The organism is Deferrivibrio sp. (genome assembly GCF_055117995.1).
On the sequence record NZ_JBSQOT010000021.1, the window covers coordinates 13,466 to 34,501 of the forward strand.

Below are 21,036 nucleotides of genomic sequence, written 5' to 3' on the forward strand. Positions count from 1 at the left end.
ATCAACTTATTGCTATCTCTCTTATTTTTTTTACTGAATCCATCAGGTTCCACTTTTCATCAATCTTTTGTCTTAAAAATTGGTTTATCTTATCAATCTTTGCAATAGCTTCATCTATTCTTTTGTTTGAGCCTTTTACATATGCACCTATATTTATCAAATCTTCAGCTTCGTTATAGGAAGCAATCAGATCTCTGATTTTACCTGCTGTTTCAAATGTTTCCTCATCTACAATCTCTTTCATGAGCCTGCTTGCACTGGAAAGCACATCTATTGCAGGAAAATGATTTTTGGCAGCAAGTCTGCGATCAAGAACAATATGCCCATCGATTATAGACCTTACCGAATCAGCAATTGGATCATTCATATCATCCCCTTCCACCAAAACGGTATAAAGTCCGGTTATTGTGCCTTCCCCCTTTTTTGTACCTGCCCTTTCAAGGAGCTTTGGTAAAAGAGCAAAAACAGAAGGTGTATATCCTTTTGATGTAGGGGGCTCCCCCACAGTCAAGCCTATCTCCCTTTGCGCCATGGCAAACCTTGTTACAGAATCCATCATAAACATTACGTTTTTACCTTGTTTCCTGAAAAATTCAGCTATAGCAGTTGCCACAAATGCACCCAATTTTCTAACCAATGGTGATTGATCACTCGTTGCAACCACCACAACACTTCTCTTTAACCCCTCTTCACCCAAATCTCTTTCTATAAATTCTCTTACCTCTCTTCCTCGTTCACCTATGAGCGCAATGACATTTACCTCTGCCATGGTATTTCGAGCAATCATACCCAACAGTACACTTTTCCCGACACCACTTCCTGCAAAAATACCAACCCTTTGTCCTTTTCCAACAGTTATAAGTGAATCTATTGCTTTTATCCCTGTATCAATAGCATTTTTTATTATTTCCCTTTCCATCGGTTTTGGCGGCTCTGAGTAAACTGGCACAAGAGAATAATCCTTTATGTCCCCTTTTGAATCTATGGGATTTCCAAGTCCATCTAAAACCCTGCCAAGAAGGTTTTCAGAAACTTTAACCACATTCCCATAGGCCACATTTTTTACAATGCTACCAGGGGCAATCCCTTCACTTTCTCCGTAAGGCATAAGGATTATCCTGTCATCCTTAAAACCCACAATCTCCGCCAATACCTTATAACCTGTCATGTTTGTTATTTCACATCTGGTGCCAATACCAAGAAGAGGACCGTCAGCTTCTATCGTAAGTCCCACTATTTTTGTAACTTTCCCTTGAAGTGAAGGTGTAATTCTGGTGTTAACCTTTTTAAGAACCCTTAAATTCTTCATTTATTCGCTCTTTAAACTCTTTAACGAGAGTGTCTATTGAAAAATCAATCATACCTATATTGGTTTTAACCTTTAAACCGCCTCTGACTACAGTCGGATCAGTTTCGATATCATACCCCAGATTCATACCCTCAACAATATCCTTATCCTCAGGAGAAACAATAAAGGTAATGTCTGAATATTCCTTTAGCTGTGAGAGTATATTTTTTACAACACTTTCAATAAGTTTATCATTAATCCTTCTCTCGGTACCTATAATTTCCGTCACAAAACCGATTATAAGCCCCGGAAGATTCTCATCCAACTCCTCAATCCCCTTTCTGATTTCCGAAATTTCAGCTACGACTTTTTTCAGATTTTCACTTAACATAGACATATAGTCTTTTTTATCTGCTTCATATTTGCTCTTTTGCTGAGCAATACCTTCCGCTTTACCTTTATCAAACCCCTCTTTAAAACCTCTGTCAAAAGCTGACTTTTCAGCTTCTTTCAATATCTTTTCATCTATAAGAGGTTTTGAGTCTGTTTTTGGATTATCATCTTTAGCCGGCTCTTTTTGCCCTTCTGATGTTGCAAAATCTTTAAACAGGAAGCTCTTTACACCTTTTTCAGTCGAAGAGAATGTTTTGAAAGAGTAGCTTTGAATATTTCTTGCATTTGAAAATTTTATTATCTTTTTAGGCATAGGCTATCCCTACACATATTGCTCTTCGTCGCCACCAGAAATACTGATTACCCCCTCTTCGTCAAGCTCCCTTACGATTTCTACAATCTCGTGCTGTGCTTTTTCAACATCTTTCAGTTTTACAGGGCCCATGTAATCCATCTCTTCCTTCATAGTTTCTACAGCCCTCTTTGACATACATTCATAGAATCTGCTTTTAAGCTCATCATCAGCACCTTTTAATGCAAGGGTAAGAGTATTTTTGTCCGCTCTTTTCAAAATCTCCTGGATAGCCTGCTGTCCAAGTCTCTTTATATCATCGAAAACAAACATCATATCTCTAATACTTGCCACAAGCTCAGGCGCATCCTTTTCAAGCCTTTCAAGGGTCTGTTTGCTTGTGGTCCTGTCCATTCTGTTAAAAATTTCTGCAACAGATTTTACTCCACCAACTTCAACATTATATGAGCTGATAGACTCAAACCTCTCTTCCAACACTTTGGAAAGGGTTTTTACAACAGAAGGGGAAATATCCTGTAAATTTGCGATTCTTATTGCAACTTCCGCCTTTAAATCTTCCGGTAATTCAGCAAGAGATTCAGCTGCCTGGCTCGGGTCAAGATGTGCGAGAATAAGTGCAATTGTCTGGGGATGTTCGTTTTGAATAAATTTTGCCAGCTGTTTTGGTTCGATTTTGGTCAGAAATTCAAAACCCGATGATTGTTCCAGCAATTTGGTCAGTCTGTCAATAATTTTTCTTGCTCTTTCAGGCCCCAGAGATTTTGTCAACACACTCTTGGCATAATCAAGACCACCTTTACTGATAAACTTTTTTGCAAGCAGCATATTATAAAATTCTTCAACAACCGCTTCCATAGTATCAGGGTCAACCATCTTGGTAAGGGCAATCTCTCTTGAGATATCCTGTACTTCGTCATCATCAAGCGCTCCCAGTATCTTTGAAGACAATTCTTCCCCCAACGTTATAAGGAGCATTGCAGCCTTTTTTATTCCTGTTAAATTTGAAACGTCTGCCATATTATGAACCACCTTCTTTTATCCAGGCCTTTATAAGGTTTGCTATCATCTCCGGGTCTTCATTTGCGGATTCTTCGATTTTTTTAAGCATTACTTTTGCTTTAACTGAGTCCACATCCATAGGAACACTTTCATCAAGCTCAGATTCTATCTCCTTTTCAAGCTCTTCAAGGGTCTTTGGAAATTTTATATCTTCACCGGCAAGCAAATCAACCATCTCCCCCTTACCTCCACCTGCGCCACCAACAGCAGCAAGTGTACCATACCTTGTTTCCTTGACTTCACCGAGCTTTTTCATAACTCTCTTAAAAACAAGCAGGTAGAACAGCAGAAAAACAAGTATTGCAGACAAATATTTCGCAGCTTTAAGTCCATAATCTATATAAACTTGCCTCTTTAAAACCGAGCTCTCAGTAACTGAAGCAGACGTATCAAAGGATACATTGGATACTTCAATTTTATCACCACGGTTTTCATCAAACCCCACAGCATTTGCCACAAGATTTTTTATCCTCTCAACTTCATCGGCACTTCTTGGAACATATTTTTGTACCTTTTTACCGTTTTCCTCTTCCATTACAATTTTGTCATTCACCACAACCGCAACGGTCAATCTTTTAATTTCGCCAGGTGTTTTTACCTGTTTTGTAATTGTTTTTCCAACTTCAAAATTTTGTGTTTCATCGGTTTTGCTGTATTCAGAATTGCCTGAATTGGCAGCAATATTTGGCTCAGCCAGATTTGACTGTACCCCCGGTACACCCTGCGGCACGTTTTTTGTATTTGTACTGGATATTTCGGTAGTTTGTTGAGATCTTAACACAGGGTTAGGATCAAACTCCTCTTTGGTAATCTCTTCCCTGTTAAAATCCATCTCAAGACTGACCTGGACTACTGCATTGTTGGGACCAAGTACTCTCTCCAACAAGGAAGCAACCTTATTTTTAATATAGCTTTCTCTTTTCTTGGTATATTCCAGCTGAGTCTGACTCAGTATAACACCTATATTGTCCTCGCTCAGAAAATCGCTCAAAAGTCTGCCTTGAGTATCTACAATCTGCACATTTTCTATTTTAAGTCCTTTAACTGCACCTGCCACAAGTGAAGCAATGGCTTTCACCTGACCTCTGTCAATGCTGCCAGTCAGATTTAAAATTACTGCAGCCTTGGCTTCGCTCTCCTCACTTATAAATAATCTTTCCTTTGGGATAGTAAGGTGCACTCTTGCCTCTTTTACCTCATTCAGGCTTGCGATAGTCCTTGCAAGCTCACCCTGCAGTGCCCTCTGATAATTGACATTCTGAACAAATTCAGTCATTCCGAAACTTGTTTTGTCAAAAAGTTCAAAACCGGCACCACCACCTTTTGGCACTCCTTCCTTTGCAAGCTCGATTCTCGTTTCGTATACTGTATTTTGAGGCACTTCGATTGTCCTGCCATCATCTTTCAATCTGTAAGGAATCTGTTTCTCTTTTAATTTTTCGATTACAGATGCAGCATCCTGCTGATTTAGATTATAATATAAAGTTTTATAAACCGGTTTATTGGCCCACACTACAAGAATAATGGCAGAAATCACCACAGCCGCTGAAGCTGCAATGATTGAAACCTTCTGCATCAGATTCATCTTGTTGAATACTTCAATAAACTGGGAATAAATATCCTTTAAAGTCATATAATTATACCTGCGTCCTCATAATCTCCTGATAAGCTTCAAGCAATTTGTTTCTTACTTCCATCATCAGTTTCAACGACACATCGGCCTTTTGCAATGCAATCATCGTCTCATGTATATCCTGTGTTTCTCCATTCAGGACTTTTTTTACAGCCTCATCAGCATTAAGCTGGGCATCATTTACATCCTTAAGGGCATTTTTAAGCAAATCGGCAAAATTTACATTGCCTTCACTTTTTGCTGCATCAGGCTTTTTGTCCGTATCAAGCTTATTGGGGAGCAAAAAATCTATTCTGTTTATCTCAGCCATATCGACCTCTTCGCTTAATTATAACAAAAATATTCTTATTTACAATACAATAATTATAATTTACCAAAAAGCCAAATCTTAAGCCCTGCCTATTTCCAGCGCTCTTAAGGCAAGCTGTTTTGCAGTATTTAAAACAGTTAGATTAGACTCATAACTTCTTTGTGCTTCAAGGATATTTACCATCTCTTCAACTGGATTCACATTTGGATATCTTACATACCCTTCTTCGTCGGCGTCCGGATGGCCAGGTTCAAATTTGACAATATAAGGTTTTTCATCTTCTACAACATCCTGTACCCTTACACCACCTGCAAGTTCACCTTCCATCACCTGCTCAAAGATTACATCTTTTCTTTTATAAGGTTCTCCATTCTCGCTCCGGGTGGTGTTTGCATTTGCAAGATTTGCAGAAATTACATTAATTCTTATCCTCTGAGCAGAAAGTCCTGTTGCGGACAATTTCATTACATCAAAAAAACTCATACTCTACCCCTATCTTCCTGTAATTGCTGTCTTCAGCTTTGTAAACTGATAGCCTGTAAGCTGAGACAATTCTGAGTACAAGACACCATTTGCTGACAACTCATACATTTCAAGGTCAATATTTACATCGTTGCCATCATTTCTTAAAGAAGGGCTGTTTCGCAAATCAATACTTACGATGCTATTCTCCCCTTTGTTACCTGAAAAATGCTTTTCGTCCGTTTTTTTCAGTGATAATTTTTGCCCACCGGAATAATATTCCTGCATAGCCTTTTCAAAATTTACATTCCTGGATTTATAGTTAGGTGTATCAACATTTGCTATATTTTCAGCAATTACTTTATTTTTTAAGGATGAAACATTAAGCGCTACACTCAGGTCTTTTATCATAGTATTGTCAAAAATTCCCATGTTGGCCTCCATGTAAAATACTTATCAATATTTATGCCAACTTGACACAATCTCCTGTTGCGTCATAAGTAATTTCATAATACAATATTAAAAATTATTAAGAGGGACCATGGAATTTGAAAACAGATATATTACCGGTGAATTTTTAGGTTTATCACCTGCTGGAAAATGTTATGAGGGGGAAGATAAGAAATTTGGCCGTAAGGTATTGATTAAAGTTATCGATAAAGTGGATGAAGATATAGAAAAAAGGTTTGACAATATCACCAAGCTTTCAGGGCAGCTTATCCACCACAACATACTTACCACAATAGATTATCAGAAGGTTCACGATAAGCTTATTTCTGTACACGAGTTTATTGACTATATGCACGCTACTCTTGATTTGAAAAAAATCTCGTTGCTTTCCACAAAAGATAAGCTCAGAATCTCCATAAATATTGCTGATGCACTCGATTTTTGCCACAAAATAGGATTTTACCATAACAACATACTTTTGGATTCAATCTACCTGACCGAAAACCTTAATGTAAAAATTGACCATTGCGGGCTCAAGAGGGTAATTACAAAAAACTCTATTTACAGTGAATTATCAATTGAAACTACCACCCCTCTTTTCTTTCCCCCTGAATACTTTAAGAAAACCTATGACCCTTTTCAGGTGGATATATTCCAATTTGGCTGCCTTATGTACACGCTTTTTGTGGAAATCCCGCCTTTTGGTGAAGAGGTTTCTGAAGACAATATCAAAAAAATAAAAAATATCGAATATTTTGATCCATCATGTTTTGCAGACGTAAATAAAACTATCATAAATATTATAAAAATCTGTCTTAACAAAAATCCCGGAGAGCGTTTTCAGAGCTTTTCTGACATACTGTTCGAACTAAAAAACTTTGATGCTGAAAAAAATATTAAAAGCAACTCATACAGCTTTAAAATAAAAGATGGCAAAACTTACATGACTGTCCCCAAAAATGCAAATGTCAGCGTTGAAGAAATAGAGAATAAGCTTCTTGAACAAAATATTTTCAATTACAATACTGATAAAATAAAATATGCCATTTTTTATTCAAATGGGCAGGAAGTAGAAATCGGTGAAGTTTTCAAAAAAATTGAAAATTCACTCCTAAATGTTGCAGAAATTGAAATAAACAAAGATGCTACAGAAGCATATTTTGTAAAAAGAAAAAATATCCCTATGTCAATGGAAGAAATATCTTTCATTATCAAAAAAAACGGAATCAGGCATGGATTGATTCAAAAAAATATAGAAAAGGCAGTAGAAATTGATGCTGAAAAGCCGATACTAATTGCTAAAGCCACCAAACCTGTTGATGGCGCAGATTCATACTTTATATACTTTTTTGAAAAAGATAATATTTTCAGGCCTGTGGTAGAAAATGACACGGCTGATTATAAAAATATTTCTGTGTACCAGGAAGTAAGAAAAAATGATATCCTGTGTATAAAAATACCATTTACTGATGGGATTGACGGACAGAATGTCTTTGGAAAACCTATCAAAGCAAAGCCAGGTAAAGATTTCAGATTACCTGCCGGTAAAAATACTTACATTTCATCAGACGGATTAAAACTTCTTTCAACAATAGATGGAATAATCGAATACAGAAATAACAAAATTAATATTAAAGAAATAATAATCATTCATGGGGATGTAGACTATTCTACCGGAAATATAAAATATCACGGTGACGTTGTTGTCAAAGGTGATGTTTTGCCCGATTTCATTATAAAAGCAGGTGGCAATATCAAGATATTTGGAGTAGCTGAAGGATGTCATATAGAATCTGAAAGAGGTTCAGTCTATATAAAGTCAGGGGTATTTGGGAAAGAAAAATCTGAAATAGTGGCTTTTAAAGATATCGAAGCAGAATTTATCCAGGACTGCAAAGTATCTGCAGGACAAAATGTCGTTGTAAAGGATTATGTAAGAAACTCTACTGTTACTTGCGGAAGAGTATTCATCTGTAATCAAGGGATTGGACAGGTTGACGGCTCAAATATTATGGCTAAAAGAAGCATAATGATAAATATTGCTGGAACAAAGCCATACATGAGAACCTATCTGACGATAAAAAAACTAGACAAATATAGACTAAAAGAGGAAAGAGAGGAACTCCTTGGTAAACTTAAAACAGTAACAAGCAGTATTATTACTGTCAAAAACATTCTGAAAAAACTCATTATCAAACATGGAGATATTGAGGATTTGCTTATGAACAGCGAATATAAACTTTTGACAGAAAAACTTAAAATACTTGAAAACCTTGAGATGTCCCTTAACGAAAAATTGAAAATAAATGAGGAAGACTATGAGTTTGCAAATTCAGATAACGTCGAGTTTATATCAATAAAAAGCGTCATTTACCCAGATGTTGTGCTTAGAATAGGCAATGTTTCATTTAAAAATGAAGAAGAGATATTCGGGAATGCTAAAGCAACCATAGAAAACGGTACTATAAAATTAAAGGTGAAATAATATGAATTTAAAAGTGCATTTAACAGATGAGAATATTGATTTCAAAAGAGAATACGACAATTTTTATGCAAATTTGAATGACTCTACAGGAACAATTTTAGTCCATCATGGAAAAGCAAAATATCCTGGCAAATATGTTAAAGACTACTACGAAATTGAACTTTACATAAAAGATAGCAACGCACTTGAAAAGCTAAAAGCTGAATCAGAAAGGATTTTTGAGTTGTATAACCTAAACAAGCTGTTTGTTATACACAGAATAGGAAAAATTAAAAAGAATGACTCAATATTGTTTCTGGCATGTGAGGCAAAAGATAGAGAGTCGGCGTTTGCGGGTGTAAGAGATTTACTCGAATTTATCAAATCTGAAAATCTTATTGGCCTGGAGGAAAGATAGGCAGAAGATTCTGCCTATTTAAATCCCCAAAATATTGTATCCTGAATCTACAAAAATAACTTCGCCAGTTACACCGTTTGACAGACTTGACGCAAGGTAAGTTGCAGTGCCGGCTACATCCTCAGCAGTAATATTTTTTCTGAGCGGTGATCTTTCTGCCACTGTTGTAAATATAGATTTAAGTCCCGAAACACCGCTTGCAGCAAGTGTCTTAATTGGGCCTGCTGAGATTGCATTCACTTTTACACCTTTTTCTCCCAAGTCATTTGCCAGATATCTAACTGATGCCTCTAATGCTGCCTTTGCCACACCCATTACATTATAATTTTGAACAACTTTTTCAGAGCCGTAATATGTCATAGCAATTACACTTGCATCATTGCTAAACAAATCTTCAGCAGCCTTGCAAAGAGCTACAAGGGAATAAGCGCTGATATCAAGGGCTATTCTAAAACCCTCTCTTGAAGTATTTACAAATTTACCTTTCAACTCTTCAGCCGGAGCATACGCCACAGAATGAATTAAAATATCGATTTTGCCAAATTGCTCTTTTACAATATCAAATGTATTTTTGATATCTTCATCCTTTGTAACATCACACTGCACGCAAAATTTTCCACCAAGCTCTTCAGATATTGGGATTACACGCTTTTTTAATGCCTCTCCCGCAAAAGTAAATCCGAGCTCAGCACCTTCCTCTTTAAATTTTTTAGCTATCGCATACGCTATAGACCTGTTATTAGCCACACCAAATATAACAGCTTTTTTACCATCTAATAGTCCCATTATCGCCTCCTAATTTTACTCTATTTATATACCTATCTAAAATATATAATTTAAAAACTCATCAACCTTCTTAAATTTAACTATCTCTATCCCTTCTACCGAATCATCATAATCCGCAGGTAAATATACCTTTGAAATCCCCATTTTTTTACACTCATTTATCCTGAAATTCATCGAGGAAACAGACCTTAGCTCACCTGTCAGTCCAACTTCACCAATAAAGGCAACATTTAAAGGTAATGAAATTTCTCTAAAAGATGACATTATCGCCGCTACCACAGCCATATCAGCACCCGGCTCATTAATTTTAAGGCCACCTGCAATATTTACAAATACATCGGTATGTCCCAAATTTGCCCCAACCTTCTTTTCCAAAATTGCTATCAACATATGTAATCTGTTTAAATCCATACCATTTACATTTCTTTTGGAAAAGTTGAAATAAGTGTTTGACACAAGAGATTGAATCTCGATAACAATCGGTCTTGTGCCTTCCAATGTCACAGCCATAGCCCTTCCCGGAGCTGTCTCAGATGAATTAATAAAAGCAAGTGTAGTAATTTCTTTTAACCCCTCACTCTTCATCTCAAAAAGCCCCACTTCATTTGTAGAGCCAAATCTGTTTTTTACGGCACGAAGTATTCTAATACCTCTCGTATAATCCCCTTCAAAATACAAAACAGTATCAACTAAGTGTTCAAGGACTTTCGGACCTGCGATAGCTCCATCCTTTGTCACCTGTCCTACCAAAAATACAGTTATGCCTCTTGATTTTGCAAGCTCCACAAGCAGCTGAGTAACATATCGTATTTGCCCGACAGTGCCTGCTGACGAATTCAAATCCTTTGAATAAACTGTTTGAATAGAATCTATAAATATAAAATCGTAAATATTTTCTTCTAAATTGCCAAAAAGGTCATTTATATTTGTAGTTGATAAAATTGACACATTACTACTATTAACCTTTAACCTTTCTGCTCTAAGCTTAATCTGAGAGGCGGATTCTTCTCCACTTAAGTAAAGTACCGATTTTTGTAAATCAGAAAGTTTTGAAGCAATCTGAAGCATTATGGTAGATTTCCCGATACCGGGCTCACCACCTATCAAAACAACAGACCCTTTAACTATCCCACCACCAAGCACTTGATCAAATTCATTTATTCCGGATGTTGTCCTATCGACCTCAAGCCCTCTTATTTCACTGAGCAAAATAGGTCTGTTTTCAACACTGTAAGCTTTTTTTGTAGTAACATCTTCAATAACTTCCTCTACAAAACTATTCCATGCGCCGCACTCAGGACATTTTCCCGTCCATTTAGGTGCAACAGCGCCGCAGCTTTGACAAATATAATTAGTCTTCTTCTTCGCCATCTTATTCCTGAATAAAGTCTTCTATTGTCTTTTGTGCATTCACTGAAATTTTTAAATGGTCGTAAGCAAAACGAGTTACTACCCTTCCCCTTGGAGTCTTTTTAATAAATCCTCGATAAATAAGATATTGCTCTATCACATCTTCGACTGTGTCTTTCTCTTCAGAAATAGTTGCCGCTATTGTATCAAGCCCCACCGGGCCACCATCATATTTTTCAATAATAGAAAGCAGATAGCGCCTGTCGGAATTATCAAGCCCTTCTTCATCTATCTCAAGCCTTTTAAGACCATCCTTTGCAATTTCAAGATTAATCACACCGTCATTTAAAACTTCCGCGAAATCTCGTATCCTTCTCAATATGCGGTGAGCAATCCGTGGCGTCCCCCTGCTTCTCCTTGCTATTTCAACAGCTGCATCATCAGTAATTTTCACTCCAAGAACGCCTGCTCCGCGCAAAATAATCTGCTTTAAATTATTAATATCGTAAAAATCTAATCTAAATGTAACTCCAAACCTATCCCTCAAAGGGGATGACAATAGTCCAATCCTCGTAGTTGCTCCAACAAGCGTAAACTTAGCTAAATCTATTTTAATTGTCCTTGCAGCAGGCCCCTGCCCAATTATAATATCCAGTGCATAATCTTCCATTGCAGGGTATAAGATCTCCTCAACCGTTGCATTCAACCTATGTATCTCATCAATGAAAAGTACATCACCATCATTCAAATTAGTCAAAATCGCTGCCAAATCTCCCGGCTTTTCAATTACAGGGCCACTTGTAGATTTAATCCCTACCCCCATCTCATTGGCAATAATATTTGCTAAAGTTGTTTTACCAAGACCGGGAGGCCCGTAAAAAAGACAGTGGTCAAGACTGTCATCCCTTTTTCTTGCCGCTTCCACAAATATTTTAAGATTTTCAATTAACTTTTCCTGACCGATATAGTCATTAAAATATTTGGGACGTATACTCTGATTAATTAAATCTTCTTCTACTCTTTTACCGTTAAATAATTCATTCTTTTCCATACTGCAAAATAGCAGTTATATCTCTAAAAATCAATCTTTCTTAATTCAGCAAGAAGAGACATTGAAGAACTAACATATAAGTTAAAAATCTATAATTAATATTTTTACTTTTAATCAAACAAACAGAACAGTGTATAATTATTAAATTTTTATAAATAAACAGATAATTATAATTATTATTTTTATTATTGAAATTAACATAATTATGTTATATTATTTTACATATGATATTAACATTGAATAAAAAAGTTGAAAAACTAATTTGTGAGCTCCCACCATGTATTTTCAAGTTTAAATACATATTAAATCGCCGTTGGCCATTTTTATACCCTCACCGCAGAGAAAGGGTCGCAGATATCATTATTATGAGGGAGATAAATAAATTTAACATAAACATATGTGATTTACTTGATAATCAAAATCATCATAAAGAAAAATTATTTACTGTGCCAATTATAAGCGTAATGGAAGCATTAATTTTTGAATATGGAAATCAGGAAAAGATATTTGAAAATATTTCCCACGGGTTAGCACTATACAGACTTGCTTCAGAAGGCATTATCTGTGAAAATTTATTATCAAAAATACGAAAGCTGTATTTCATAAGAGATAAAATCTTAAACGACAATTATTTTGGGGATATTTGCAGAGATGATATACCTTGCAGCTACTTAGAAGCAAATACGACCCTTTTAGAGCTTGAAAATTCCCTTTTTTTACACTTTAAAGCTAAAAAGAAAAAGGACTACTGCTTAAAATTTCAAGAAATATTTCTTTGACTTTAAAACTTACATATAATATTTTACCCTTATGGCAAAGGTAAAATACCCTAAAACAAATGCGATAAGGTTTTTGGAAGAGAATAAAATCCCTTTTGAAGGCTTTTTCTATAAGTATGAAGAAAGGGGCGGCACTAAAGTCTCAGCAAGAGAATTGGGTGTAGATGAGCACATTATAGTTAAGACTATTATTATGGAAGATGAGAGCAAAAAGCCATTTATAGTTTTAATGCACGGGGATAAAGAAATTTCTACAAAGAATCTTGCAAGGATTTTAAATGTCAAAGCTGTATCCCCTTGTGAGCCTGAAACTGCCAATAAACACTCCGGCTATATTGTCGGAGGCACATCACCCTTTGGCACGAGAAAAAATATGCCGGTTTTTATGGAAAAGTCTATATTGGATTTGGAATATATTTTCATAAACGGTGGTAAGAGAGGATTTCTCGTAAAAATAAATCCAAGAGATGTACAAAGAGTATTAAATGCAACACTTGTTGAAGTAGGTATAGATGGATAACATACTTGTAATATTTGATATGGACGGGACATTAGTCGACACAAGGGCTGACATAACGATTTCAATAAACTACGTAAGAAAAACAAAAAATCTTCCCCCCTTAACTGAGGAAGAAGTTATAAAAATAATTAACTTTAAAAGAGAAGAGCTTGCAAAACAATTATATCACACGGAAACCTATCTGCCTGAGGACAGAGCGATATTTGAAGAGCACTACAAGCAACAATGCTCTAAAAACGTCAGACCTTACGAAGGGATAGTTGATTTACTCGACTTTTTAAAAAGTAGTGGAGTAAAACTTTCTGTTGCAACAAATGCTCCCACTAAATTTGGAGAAAGGATATTAAGTGCTGCAAAGATTGACCATTACTTTGACCATATCGTGGGCTCATGCAAAGTAAAAAATGCAAAACCTGACCCGGATATGATTTATTTGATACAAGATTTTTACTCAGATAAAAATTTAAATAAAAATTTTCTTGTTGGAGATAATCATACGGACATAAATGCGGCAAAAAATGCGAATATCCCATCTATTTTTGTAAAATGGGGCTACGGCAGTTTTGACGGTGTTACACCCGACTTTACGGCAGAAACACCTGAGGAAATAGTTAAGTATATCTTGAATGAAAAAGTATCTTCTTAAAATTTTACATCTTACTTTTAAAAAGTTTTTTCAAAATATCAGGCTTAAAAGCTTATCTGCCAAACTTATATTCACAACATCTGCGCTTGTAATTTTTGCTCTCTTTTTATCATTTATAAATTTTGGCAAAGTAATCAAAGAAATCCTTCAAACCGAAGGGACAAAAAAAGCGCTATCTGTTTCTATTACTCTGTCAAATACTCCTGACATTATAACTATATTTAAAACCGAAAGGACTGACGGTGAAACTGAAAAGATGCTTGATTCAATAAAACTTAAAACCGGTATAAAATTTATACTGCTAAAAACTCCTAAGAAAACCATTTACTTTGATAATGACGATATAATTTTAACCACCGAAGATGAAGATTTGCTGACCTATAAATACGGTAAATACTTCACTAAATCTATTTACATAGACAATAAAAGATATACTATCGCTCAAACACCCGTTTACTTTGAAAATTCAATTCTGGGTCTTGTTAGTGTTGCTTTTGAAGAGCAGTCATTCAAAACAGTGCTATCAAATTATTCAAAAAAATTGTTTTCATTTATCTACTTAATCATAATGATTACAATTATTGTTGCCATAATTGTTTCATTTAAAATCAAACATTCCCTTTTAGGTTTTGAACCAAAAGAGTTAAGCTTTTTATTTTTAGAAAAGGATGCAATTATAAACTCCGCTAGGGAGGCAATACTTGCAATCGACATAAATAAAAATCTGCGCCTTTTCAATTCAGTCGCACAGTCGTATTTTAATATTAACAATTTAAAAAAAGCTTTGCCGATTGAGCTTAAAAATATCATGGAAACTTCAATATCTCAAAACACAAACATATATGACAAAGAAATCATCATCAATAAAGAAGCATATATTTGCAATATTTCTCCAATAATTAAAAATAACCTTACACTTGGGGCTGTTGCAACCTGCAGAAAAAAAGATGAAATTGATAAACTTGTGATCGAACTTACAAAAGTTAAAAAATACTCAGAAACATTAAGACAAAAAAAACACGAGTTTTCAAACCTTTTACATTTGATTTACGGATATGTTCAGACCAAAAACTATGAAAGTATTAAAAATATTCTTTTTGAAACAGGCGAATATGACAATAATATAATACAAAACCTAAGAAACAAAATAAATGACCCGACATTGTTAGCAGTATTTATAGGAAAATATTACTACGCTTTGGAAAACGGAGTAAGGATAATATTTGATGAAGATTGCTATATTTCATCTACTCTTAATGAAAATATGTCTCAAAAACTGTCTACAATACTTGGCAACATTATTAATAACGCTATTGATGAAGCAAAACATTCCACCGAAAAAAAGATATGGATTTCAGGCACTGATGTTGGAAATGAGCTTATCATTGAAGTCGAAGACTCAGGGCGAGGAATTAATGAAAGCGATATTGAAAAATTATTTCAAAAAGGGTACACTACCAAAAAACAATATGGGAATATAGGATACGGTTTGTATCTGGTAAAGACGGAATTAGAAGAAATCGGAGGTTCAATAAGCGTATCAAACACTAAAAACGGTGCACTTTTCACCGTTTATTTGCCGCTTAAGTAATAGTATGTATAAGGTTATAATTGCCGAGGACGAAGAAAAAATTGCTTTGCTACATAAATCTTTTTTAGATGATAATCCTAACTTTGAAGTACTTGCAATTGCAAATACTATTAAAGAAACACAAAAAGCACTGGAAATACTTAATCCCGACCTTATTTTGCTTGATGTCTATTTTCCGGACGGAAATGGAATAGAGCTGCTAAAATGGATACGTCAAAATAACCTATTATGTGATGTAATCTTGATTACTGCTGCAAGGGAAACACACGCATTGGAGCAAGCTCTGAAGTTTGGAATATACGATTATCTTGTCAAACCTATCCTGCTTAATAGGCTTGAAGTTTCTCTTAGAAATTACGTAAATTATAAAAATAACCTTAATAACTCAAAAATTGTCTCTCAGGACTACATTGATAATATTATTGGCAAAAAAAATAACTTGGACAACGCAGTTAAAAATATGGACAATCTTCCAAAAGGCATAGACAAGCTGACACTTGAGAAAATAATAGACAAAATGAAAACTATAGATACATTTTTGTCCGCGTCAGAACTGGGTGATATTTTGGGAATTAACAGGACAACGGCAAGAAGATATCTTGAATACCTCTCAGCCGTTGGTCTTGTAAATGTTGACTCTCAATACGGTACAATAGGCAGACCTGAAAAAAGATACAAGCTCATCTGATAAGCCTGCTAATAATAGGTACTACGATAAAAAGCGTAAATATCCTTACTGTGTGTAAAAATGCCACTACCTGCGTTTTGTGCCCTTCTGACTGTGCCAATAAACTCATCCCAGACATCCCACCCGGAGAAAATCCAAAAAGAGCAGTCGCAAAATCTATAATATTAAGTCGTCTTGCGACATATGCCATCCCTATTGCGACAAGCAGTAACATAACCGTACTTACTACAGCCAGTGGAGTAACCTTTATAATCATTCCTAAGAAACTTCTGTCAAAAGTTACACCAAGTGATATGCCTAATATAATCTGAATGATCAAGCTAATATTTTGTGTAATTACAATTTGTTGAGTAAAAATCATTGACACAATCCCAGAAAAAAGCATGGAGCCGACAATGGCTCCACCAGGATAATTCATCTTTGCAAAAAATATCCCACCAACTATTCCAAAGAGGCAAACAACAATTACTTTTTCCATACTCAGCTCTTAAAGTATTTTTTCTTAATTATTTTAATAATAATTGGCATAAACAACATTGCTGCCACCAAAATCCACAATACTATATTAATCCTACCTTCAAAAAATATTCCAAATTCCCCACCACTCATTGATAGTGCTCTTCTTAGATTATCTTCCATAATCTCTCCAAGCACAAATCCTAAAATAATTGGTGCCATTGAATAATTGAGTTTTCTTAAAATATACCCAAGCACACCAAGTATTATGGCAATCATTAAAGAATATGTACTTAAATTAACTGAATACACACCAACAAAAGCAAGCACTACAACTGACGGAACAAGTATCCAGTAAGGTATTTGCAGTATTTTTGTGAATACTTTTACCAAAGGCAAGTTTATAACCAACAACATAATATTTCCGATATACATTGAAGCTATAAGTCCCCATACAAGTTTTGGCTGTTCAGTAAACAACATTGGACCTGGATTTATATTATAAAGCATCAATGCACCTAAAAGTACTGCAGTAGTACCACTGCCCGGAATCCCAAGTGTTAACATTGGAACAAGTGCACCACCTGCTGAAGCGTTGTTAGCACTTTCAGGCGCTGCAAGACCGCGGTAGTCGCCATTACCAAAAGTCCCCTCTTTGTCAGATAATTTCTTTTCAAGGGTATATGAAACTGCACTGGCAATGGATGCACCAGTACCCGGCAAAACACCTATAACAAAACCGATAACTGCAGAGCGCAAGATAGCCCATTTACACATTAAAAACTCTTTCAAACTAATATACACTCTTTCAATTTTGGGCAGGTGAAATGTATCACTGTTGTAATGTTCTAACATCAATAGTACTTCACTCACCGCAAAAAAGCCTACAACAACAGTTAAAAATTCAAATCCATCATAAAGCTCCGGTTCATTAAAAGTATATCTTAACACACCTGTAGTAGAATCTACACCTACGACAGCTAATATAAGCCCTATCACTACACTAATCAAACTCTTAACCGGTCTTTTTCCCATAAGGACTGTAATGGTTGAAAAAGCAAACACCATCAACACAAAATACTCAGGTGGCCCAAAGCTAATAGCAAATTTTGACATTAGAGGACCAAAGAATGTCAAACCAACAACAGCAAGTGTACTACCAATAAATGAAGATAACCCCGACAGTGCAAGTGCAGGCCCTCCAAGCCCTTTTTGAGAAAGGGGAAAACCTTCAAGAGTTGTAAAAACAGCACCAGCATCCCCCGGCACATTAAGTAAAATACTAGATATCCTTCCACCATATTCTGCCCCATAATAAATACCAGCCAATAAAATCAATGAAGATTCAGGTGGTAGACCAATTGTGTATGCGATAGGTAGCAAAAGTGCCACACCATTAATTGGACCTAATCCCGGCAATGCTCCAAACAGAGTTCCAAGCAATGCACCCAAAAGTGCCAGCCCAAGATTCATTGCAGTTAAAGCTACCGTAAAACCATTATATAATAAGGATAAAACTTCCATAATTCACCCAACCATTTTTTCAATTATTTTCCCAAGAGGCAGAGGGATTTTAAGAATCACGTCAAAAATCACATATACCGAAAAACTTATACAAACGGCAGTAATTATAGACTGAAGAGTTCTCCCTTTAAAGAGTTTTGCAATAAAATATACCGTAATCGTAGTTGACACCAAAAAACCAAGAAGATTAAAGCTCAGCTGGTAAAATACCAATATACCTATAAAAAAGATTCCTCTTAATATACTGCTTTTCGAACCAGCTTTAATATCAGCCGGCTTAAGAAATACAATAAATGATAACACAAAAAGCAAAGCACCGAGGGCTACCGGGAAAGCTTTAGGACCAAGCGGGTCATAGGAAAAAGGGACATCAAAGGTGAGGCCATAGCCGCCAATAAAGGCGGCTAAAGCCATTAAAAACAGTGCAAATATTCTGTCTATCATTTAATAAGTCCTGCTTCTTTTGCTAATTCTTTGAATCTTTTAACATCTTTCTTTACAAAATCATCAAATTCTTTTCCTATTTTTGTAAACGGATAAAGCCCTCTTGCTTCCCTTTCCTTTTTGAACTCATCAGTTTTAACAAGTCTGTTTAAAAGATCAACCCAGTAGTTGTATTGTTCATCTGTTACCTTTGGCCCCATGTAGTAGCCTCTCCAAGTTGTCCACACGACATCATACCCTTGCTCTTTTGCTGTAGGGATGTTGCTAAATTTACCTGGAAGTCTTTCTTCAGAAAGCACTGCCAATACCTTATATTTACCTGAGTCATATTGGCCTGAAAACTCCGCGATATCTCCAGGATAAATTTGGATATGTCCACCCAAAAGTGCAGCCAAAGCCTCTCCGCCACCTTCAAATGCCACATATCTCATATCTTTAGGGTTAACACCTGCTTCTTTAGCAATTAATGCAGCCTTAAACCAGTCCTGACTCCCAATGGAGCCACCTGAACCAAGCACATACCCTTTAGGGTTTTTCTTTAAATCTTCAATAAGCTCACCAAGAGTATTCCACTTTGCATCTGCTCTAACAATAATAGCACCATAATCAGCTCCAAGAGCAGCAAGCCATCTTACGTCATCTTCGGTAAACTTACCGAATTTGCCCTGTGAAATGTTCAGAGCTGAGCCTGTACTTACAGCTACAATCATTTCCGCGTCATCAGGACGCTGACCGATAACATGGTTGTAAGCAACTGCCCCTACACCACCAGGCATAAAGTTTACCATCATCGGTTTGTCAATAAGTTTTGATGCTAACAATGAGTTTGAAACAAGTCTGCAAGTCAGATCAAATCCACCGCCAGGTTTTGCCGGTGCAAGGCACAACGGTTTTGATAATTCAAAAGCAAATGATGTTACCGAAAGAGACAACATAAAAACTGCTGCTAAAATAAATCTTAGCAATTTACCCATACATTTCCTCCTACGAATTATTATGGTATTTATATTTTATGTTGCTAAAATATATAACTAAATTAAGAAATAACAGGGGACAGAGGACTACATACTTTCTAAGCTTTAAAGCTTCAAAAGGAGTCTGTCCCCCGTCCCAAAAGTCCCTATTGGTTGATTTGGCTTCAAAGCCACTGTCAAACGGGAGATAGGACTTGGGACTTATAAAATATAACAAGTGAGGTTTGACATGAAAAACAAATCTTTTACACACTTTATCGGGATTGATATTTCTAAGGATAAGTTTAATTATGCGATTATTGACAGCTCTATGAACATTGTCAGTGAAGGTCAATTTGATATGGATGCACAGGGATTTGATGATTTCAACAAAACTCTCAAATCTTACTCCGACTCTGTTATCGCCCTTGAATCCACCGGTAATTATCATCTTAACCTCTTAGCCTTTCTAACTGCAAACGAACACACGGTTGCTCTCATTAATCCCGCTCTCATCAAGAAATTTGCACAAACCATTACTCTCAGAAACACTAAAACTGACAAAATTGACGCTATTATCATCGCAAAATTTATCCTTAAAAATATTGAACATATCAATTATTTTGTGCCACAGAGCATGGATGATATTACCGCACTTGCAAGAGTTAGAGAAGATATCTCCAAACAAATTGCCAAAACCAAGACTCAGCTCAAACAACACCTGGTCGTTGTATTCCCCGAGCTTATGGCTAACTACAACATCTTTACCGACTTCATTCTTGACATACTCGAAGAATTTCCCACTCCTGCTGACGTCCTTAAAGCACCTAAAAGCAAAGTTAAAGGCATCTTTAATAAGCTTAGTCAAAAGGGAAGAAAACCAACTCTCACCTATGACAACTTTATCGAACTGGCCAAAAACTCTATCGGACTCTCTTCTGCAAATTATGCCCTCATCATAAAACATGATGTGCAAATGTTGAAATTCCTTAACAAACAAATTGAGGAAATCACTGAAAACTTCCTTGATGAAATTAAAAGGAATAAGAAGGATGACCTTGAGATTATCAAATCCATAAAAGGTATTAGCGATATTACTTCCGCACATTTTTTGGCTGAAATTAAAGATATCAACAGGTTTGAAAACAAAAGAAAACTTTCTGCTTACGCCGGTATCGACCCTTCTATAAAACAATCCGGTTCTATGTATTCCCGGGGAAGGATTAGTAAAAAGGGCTCTAAATCTTTGCGAAGATACCTTTATCTGATGGCAAGCGGGCTTATGAGGTGCAATGAGTATTTTAGAGCATATTACCTGAAAAAGAAAAATGAAGGTATGCCTCATAGAAAAGCTATGATCGCTCTCTGCAATAAGCTTGTGAGAACCCTTTATGCTATGCTCAAAAAAGGTGAAAAATTTGACCCGGCTACTCATTATTTATAGTTGACTCCTTTTAA

22 protein-coding genes are annotated in these 21,036 nt (G+C 35.9%); 8 read left to right on the forward strand and 14 right to left on the reverse strand.

Going from position 1 to position 21,036, the window contains the following annotated elements; all coding sequences use genetic code 11:
- Position 1: 1 nt before the first annotated feature.
- From fliI to flgB, 7 genes are all read right to left on the reverse strand, one after another.
- Positions 2-1,309, reverse strand: coding sequence for a flagellar protein export ATPase FliI (gene fliI, locus ACTCAF_RS06970; protein ID WP_463062577.1), 1,308 nt, complete (start codon positions 1,307-1,309; stop codon positions 2-4).
- On the reverse strand, positions 1,287-1,994 hold the full coding sequence (locus ACTCAF_RS06975; RefSeq protein WP_463062578.1) for a FliH/SctL family protein: 708 nt from the start codon (positions 1,992-1,994) through the stop codon (positions 1,287-1,289). The genes fliI and ACTCAF_RS06975 overlap by 23 nt, the downstream gene beginning before the upstream one ends.
- A 9-nt stretch (positions 1,995-2,003) precedes the next feature.
- Positions 2,004-3,011 carry a flagellar motor switch protein FliG gene (fliG, locus tag ACTCAF_RS06980; RefSeq protein ID WP_463062579.1) on the reverse strand — a complete coding sequence of 336 codons (1,008 nt, stop codon included), beginning with the start codon at positions 3,009-3,011 and terminating at the stop codon, positions 2,004-2,006.
- Between the two features lies 1 nt (position 3,012).
- Positions 3,013-4,686: a flagellar basal-body MS-ring/collar protein FliF gene (fliF, locus tag ACTCAF_RS06985; RefSeq protein WP_463062580.1), complete on the reverse strand. Its 1,674-nt coding sequence runs from the start codon at positions 4,684-4,686 to the stop codon at positions 3,013-3,015.
- Between the two features lie 4 nt (positions 4,687-4,690).
- The gene (gene fliE, locus ACTCAF_RS06990; RefSeq protein WP_463062581.1) at positions 4,691-4,996 is read right to left on the reverse strand and encodes a flagellar hook-basal body complex protein FliE; all 306 of its coding nucleotides are present in this window, start codon (positions 4,994-4,996) and stop codon (positions 4,691-4,693) included.
- Positions 4,997-5,074: 78 nt separating this feature from the next.
- Complete coding sequence (gene flgC / locus ACTCAF_RS06995) at positions 5,075-5,479, reverse strand: flagellar basal body rod protein FlgC (RefSeq protein ID WP_463062582.1); 405 nt, start codon at positions 5,477-5,479, stop codon at positions 5,075-5,077.
- 9 nt (positions 5,480-5,488) lie between these two features.
- A complete protein-coding gene (flgB, locus tag ACTCAF_RS07000) occupies positions 5,489-5,890 on the reverse strand; it encodes a flagellar basal body rod protein FlgB (protein WP_463062583.1) in 402 nt (133 codons plus the stop codon).
- 109 nt (positions 5,891-5,999) lie between these two features.
- Between flgB and ACTCAF_RS07005 the strand changes: the two genes are divergently transcribed.
- The gene (locus ACTCAF_RS07005; RefSeq protein WP_463062584.1) at positions 6,000-8,393 is read left to right on the forward strand and encodes a FapA family protein; all 2,394 of its coding nucleotides are present in this window, start codon (positions 6,000-6,002) and stop codon (positions 8,391-8,393) included.
- A gap of 1 nt (position 8,394) precedes the next feature.
- A complete protein-coding gene (locus ACTCAF_RS07010) occupies positions 8,395-8,790 on the forward strand; it encodes a molybdenum cofactor biosynthesis protein MoaE (protein WP_463062585.1) in 396 nt (131 codons plus the stop codon).
- 18 nt (positions 8,791-8,808) lie between these two features.
- On the opposite strand, the gene ACTCAF_RS07015 is transcribed toward ACTCAF_RS07010, so the two are convergent.
- From ACTCAF_RS07015 to ruvB, 3 genes are read right to left on the reverse strand one after another with little or no spacing between them, the layout of a single operon-like run.
- Positions 8,809-9,576, reverse strand: a complete 768-nt coding sequence (locus ACTCAF_RS07015; RefSeq protein WP_463062586.1) for an enoyl-ACP reductase FabI — start codon at positions 9,574-9,576, stop codon at positions 8,809-8,811.
- Between the two features lie 36 nt (positions 9,577-9,612).
- On the reverse strand, positions 9,613-10,947 hold the full coding sequence (gene radA / locus ACTCAF_RS07020; protein WP_463062587.1) for a DNA repair protein RadA: 1,335 nt from the start codon (positions 10,945-10,947) through the stop codon (positions 9,613-9,615).
- A 1-nt stretch (position 10,948) separates the two neighbouring features.
- A complete protein-coding gene (ruvB, locus tag ACTCAF_RS07025; RefSeq protein WP_463062588.1) occupies positions 10,949-11,977 on the reverse strand; it encodes a Holliday junction branch migration DNA helicase RuvB in 1,029 nt (342 codons plus the stop codon).
- A gap of 224 nt (positions 11,978-12,201) precedes the next feature.
- Here ruvB and ACTCAF_RS07030 point away from each other — a divergent pair, with 224 nt between their 5' ends.
- The 5 genes from ACTCAF_RS07030 to ACTCAF_RS07050 are packed head-to-tail and all read left to right on the forward strand — an operon-like array spanning position 12,202 to position 16,201.
- Positions 12,202-12,756, forward strand: coding sequence for a hypothetical protein (locus ACTCAF_RS07030; protein ID WP_463062589.1), 555 nt, complete (start codon positions 12,202-12,204; stop codon positions 12,754-12,756).
- Between the two features lie 31 nt (positions 12,757-12,787).
- On the forward strand, positions 12,788-13,276 hold the full coding sequence (ybaK, locus tag ACTCAF_RS07035; RefSeq protein WP_463062590.1) for a Cys-tRNA(Pro) deacylase: 489 nt from the start codon (positions 12,788-12,790) through the stop codon (positions 13,274-13,276).
- Complete coding sequence (locus ACTCAF_RS07040) at positions 13,269-13,922, forward strand: HAD family hydrolase (protein WP_463062591.1); 654 nt, start codon at positions 13,269-13,271, stop codon at positions 13,920-13,922. The genes ybaK and ACTCAF_RS07040 overlap by 8 nt, the downstream gene beginning before the upstream one ends.
- Complete coding sequence (locus tag ACTCAF_RS07045) at positions 13,903-15,513, forward strand: ATP-binding protein (protein ID WP_463062592.1); 1,611 nt, start codon at positions 13,903-13,905, stop codon at positions 15,511-15,513. Before ACTCAF_RS07040 ends, ACTCAF_RS07045 begins: the two co-directional genes overlap by 20 nt.
- Before the next feature lie 4 nt (positions 15,514-15,517).
- A complete protein-coding gene (locus tag ACTCAF_RS07050; RefSeq protein ID WP_463062593.1) occupies positions 15,518-16,201 on the forward strand; it encodes a response regulator in 684 nt (227 codons plus the stop codon).
- On the opposite strand, the gene ACTCAF_RS07055 is transcribed toward ACTCAF_RS07050, so the two are convergent.
- From ACTCAF_RS07055 to ACTCAF_RS07070, 4 genes are read right to left on the reverse strand one after another with little or no spacing between them, the layout of a single operon-like run.
- Entirely contained in the window at positions 16,194-16,679 is a 486-nt protein-coding gene (locus ACTCAF_RS07055; RefSeq protein ID WP_463062594.1) for an AbrB family transcriptional regulator, read from the reverse strand. The genes ACTCAF_RS07050 and ACTCAF_RS07055 overlap by 8 nt on opposite strands.
- 2 nt (positions 16,680-16,681) lie before the next feature.
- The gene (locus ACTCAF_RS07060) at positions 16,682-18,181 is read right to left on the reverse strand and encodes a tripartite tricarboxylate transporter permease (RefSeq protein ID WP_463062595.1); all 1,500 of its coding nucleotides are present in this window, start codon (positions 18,179-18,181) and stop codon (positions 16,682-16,684) included.
- A gap of 3 nt (positions 18,182-18,184) precedes the next feature.
- A complete protein-coding gene (locus tag ACTCAF_RS07065) occupies positions 18,185-18,625 on the reverse strand; it encodes a tripartite tricarboxylate transporter TctB family protein (protein WP_463062596.1) in 441 nt (146 codons plus the stop codon).
- The gene (locus ACTCAF_RS07070) at positions 18,622-19,599 is read right to left on the reverse strand and encodes a Bug family tripartite tricarboxylate transporter substrate binding protein (RefSeq protein WP_463062597.1); all 978 of its coding nucleotides are present in this window, start codon (positions 19,597-19,599) and stop codon (positions 18,622-18,624) included. Before ACTCAF_RS07070 ends, ACTCAF_RS07065 begins: the two co-directional genes overlap by 4 nt.
- A 229-nt stretch (positions 19,600-19,828) precedes the next feature.
- On the opposite strand from ACTCAF_RS07070, the gene ACTCAF_RS07075 reads away from it, so the two are divergent.
- The gene (locus ACTCAF_RS07075; protein ID WP_463062598.1) at positions 19,829-21,022 is read left to right on the forward strand and encodes an IS110 family RNA-guided transposase; all 1,194 of its coding nucleotides are present in this window, start codon (positions 19,829-19,831) and stop codon (positions 21,020-21,022) included.
- Positions 21,023-21,036: the final 14 nt, after the last annotated feature.

What these genes read in the sequence shown, in the direction of transcription:
- fliI (WP_463062577.1), bottom strand. Translation starts at nt 1,309, where the DNA reads ATGAAGAATTTAAGGGTTCTTAAAAAGGTTAACACCAGAATTACACCT.
- ACTCAF_RS06975 (WP_463062578.1), bottom strand. Translation starts at nt 1,994, where the DNA reads ATGCCTAAAAAGATAATAAAATTTTCAAATGCAAGAAATATTCAAAGC.
- fliG (WP_463062579.1), bottom strand. Translation starts at nt 3,011, where the DNA reads ATGGCAGACGTTTCAAATTTAACAGGAATAAAAAAGGCTGCAATGCTC.
- fliF (WP_463062580.1), bottom strand. Translation starts at nt 4,686, where the DNA reads ATGACTTTAAAGGATATTTATTCCCAGTTTATTGAAGTATTCAACAAG.
- fliE (WP_463062581.1), bottom strand. Translation starts at nt 4,996, where the DNA reads ATGGCTGAGATAAACAGAATAGATTTTTTGCTCCCCAATAAGCTTGAT.
- flgC (WP_463062582.1), bottom strand. Translation starts at nt 5,479, where the DNA reads ATGAGTTTTTTTGATGTAATGAAATTGTCCGCAACAGGACTTTCTGCT.
- flgB (WP_463062583.1), bottom strand. Translation starts at nt 5,890, where the DNA reads ATGGGAATTTTTGACAATACTATGATAAAAGACCTGAGTGTAGCGCTT.
- ACTCAF_RS07005 (WP_463062584.1), top strand. Translation starts at nt 6,000, where the DNA reads ATGGAATTTGAAAACAGATATATTACCGGTGAATTTTTAGGTTTATCA.
- ACTCAF_RS07010 (WP_463062585.1), top strand. Translation starts at nt 8,395, where the DNA reads ATGAATTTAAAAGTGCATTTAACAGATGAGAATATTGATTTCAAAAGA.
- ACTCAF_RS07015 (WP_463062586.1), bottom strand. Translation starts at nt 9,576, where the DNA reads ATGGGACTATTAGATGGTAAAAAAGCTGTTATATTTGGTGTGGCTAAT.
- radA (WP_463062587.1), bottom strand. Translation starts at nt 10,947, where the DNA reads ATGGCGAAGAAGAAGACTAATTATATTTGTCAAAGCTGCGGCGCTGTT.
- ruvB (WP_463062588.1), bottom strand. Translation starts at nt 11,977, where the DNA reads ATGGAAAAGAATGAATTATTTAACGGTAAAAGAGTAGAAGAAGATTTA.
- ACTCAF_RS07030 (WP_463062589.1), top strand. Translation starts at nt 12,202, where the DNA reads ATGATATTAACATTGAATAAAAAAGTTGAAAAACTAATTTGTGAGCTC.
- ybaK (WP_463062590.1), top strand. Translation starts at nt 12,788, where the DNA reads ATGGCAAAGGTAAAATACCCTAAAACAAATGCGATAAGGTTTTTGGAA.
- ACTCAF_RS07040 (WP_463062591.1), top strand. Translation starts at nt 13,269, where the DNA reads ATGGATAACATACTTGTAATATTTGATATGGACGGGACATTAGTCGAC.
- ACTCAF_RS07045 (WP_463062592.1), top strand. Translation starts at nt 13,903, where the DNA reads ATGAAAAAGTATCTTCTTAAAATTTTACATCTTACTTTTAAAAAGTTT.
- ACTCAF_RS07050 (WP_463062593.1), top strand. Translation starts at nt 15,518, where the DNA reads ATGTATAAGGTTATAATTGCCGAGGACGAAGAAAAAATTGCTTTGCTA.
- ACTCAF_RS07055 (WP_463062594.1), bottom strand. Translation starts at nt 16,679, where the DNA reads ATGGAAAAAGTAATTGTTGTTTGCCTCTTTGGAATAGTTGGTGGGATA.
- ACTCAF_RS07060 (WP_463062595.1), bottom strand. Translation starts at nt 18,181, where the DNA reads ATGGAAGTTTTATCCTTATTATATAATGGTTTTACGGTAGCTTTAACT.
- ACTCAF_RS07065 (WP_463062596.1), bottom strand. Translation starts at nt 18,625, where the DNA reads ATGATAGACAGAATATTTGCACTGTTTTTAATGGCTTTAGCCGCCTTT.
- ACTCAF_RS07070 (WP_463062597.1), bottom strand. Translation starts at nt 19,599, where the DNA reads ATGGGTAAATTGCTAAGATTTATTTTAGCAGCAGTTTTTATGTTGTCT.
- ACTCAF_RS07075 (WP_463062598.1), top strand. Translation starts at nt 19,829, where the DNA reads ATGAAAAACAAATCTTTTACACACTTTATCGGGATTGATATTTCTAAG.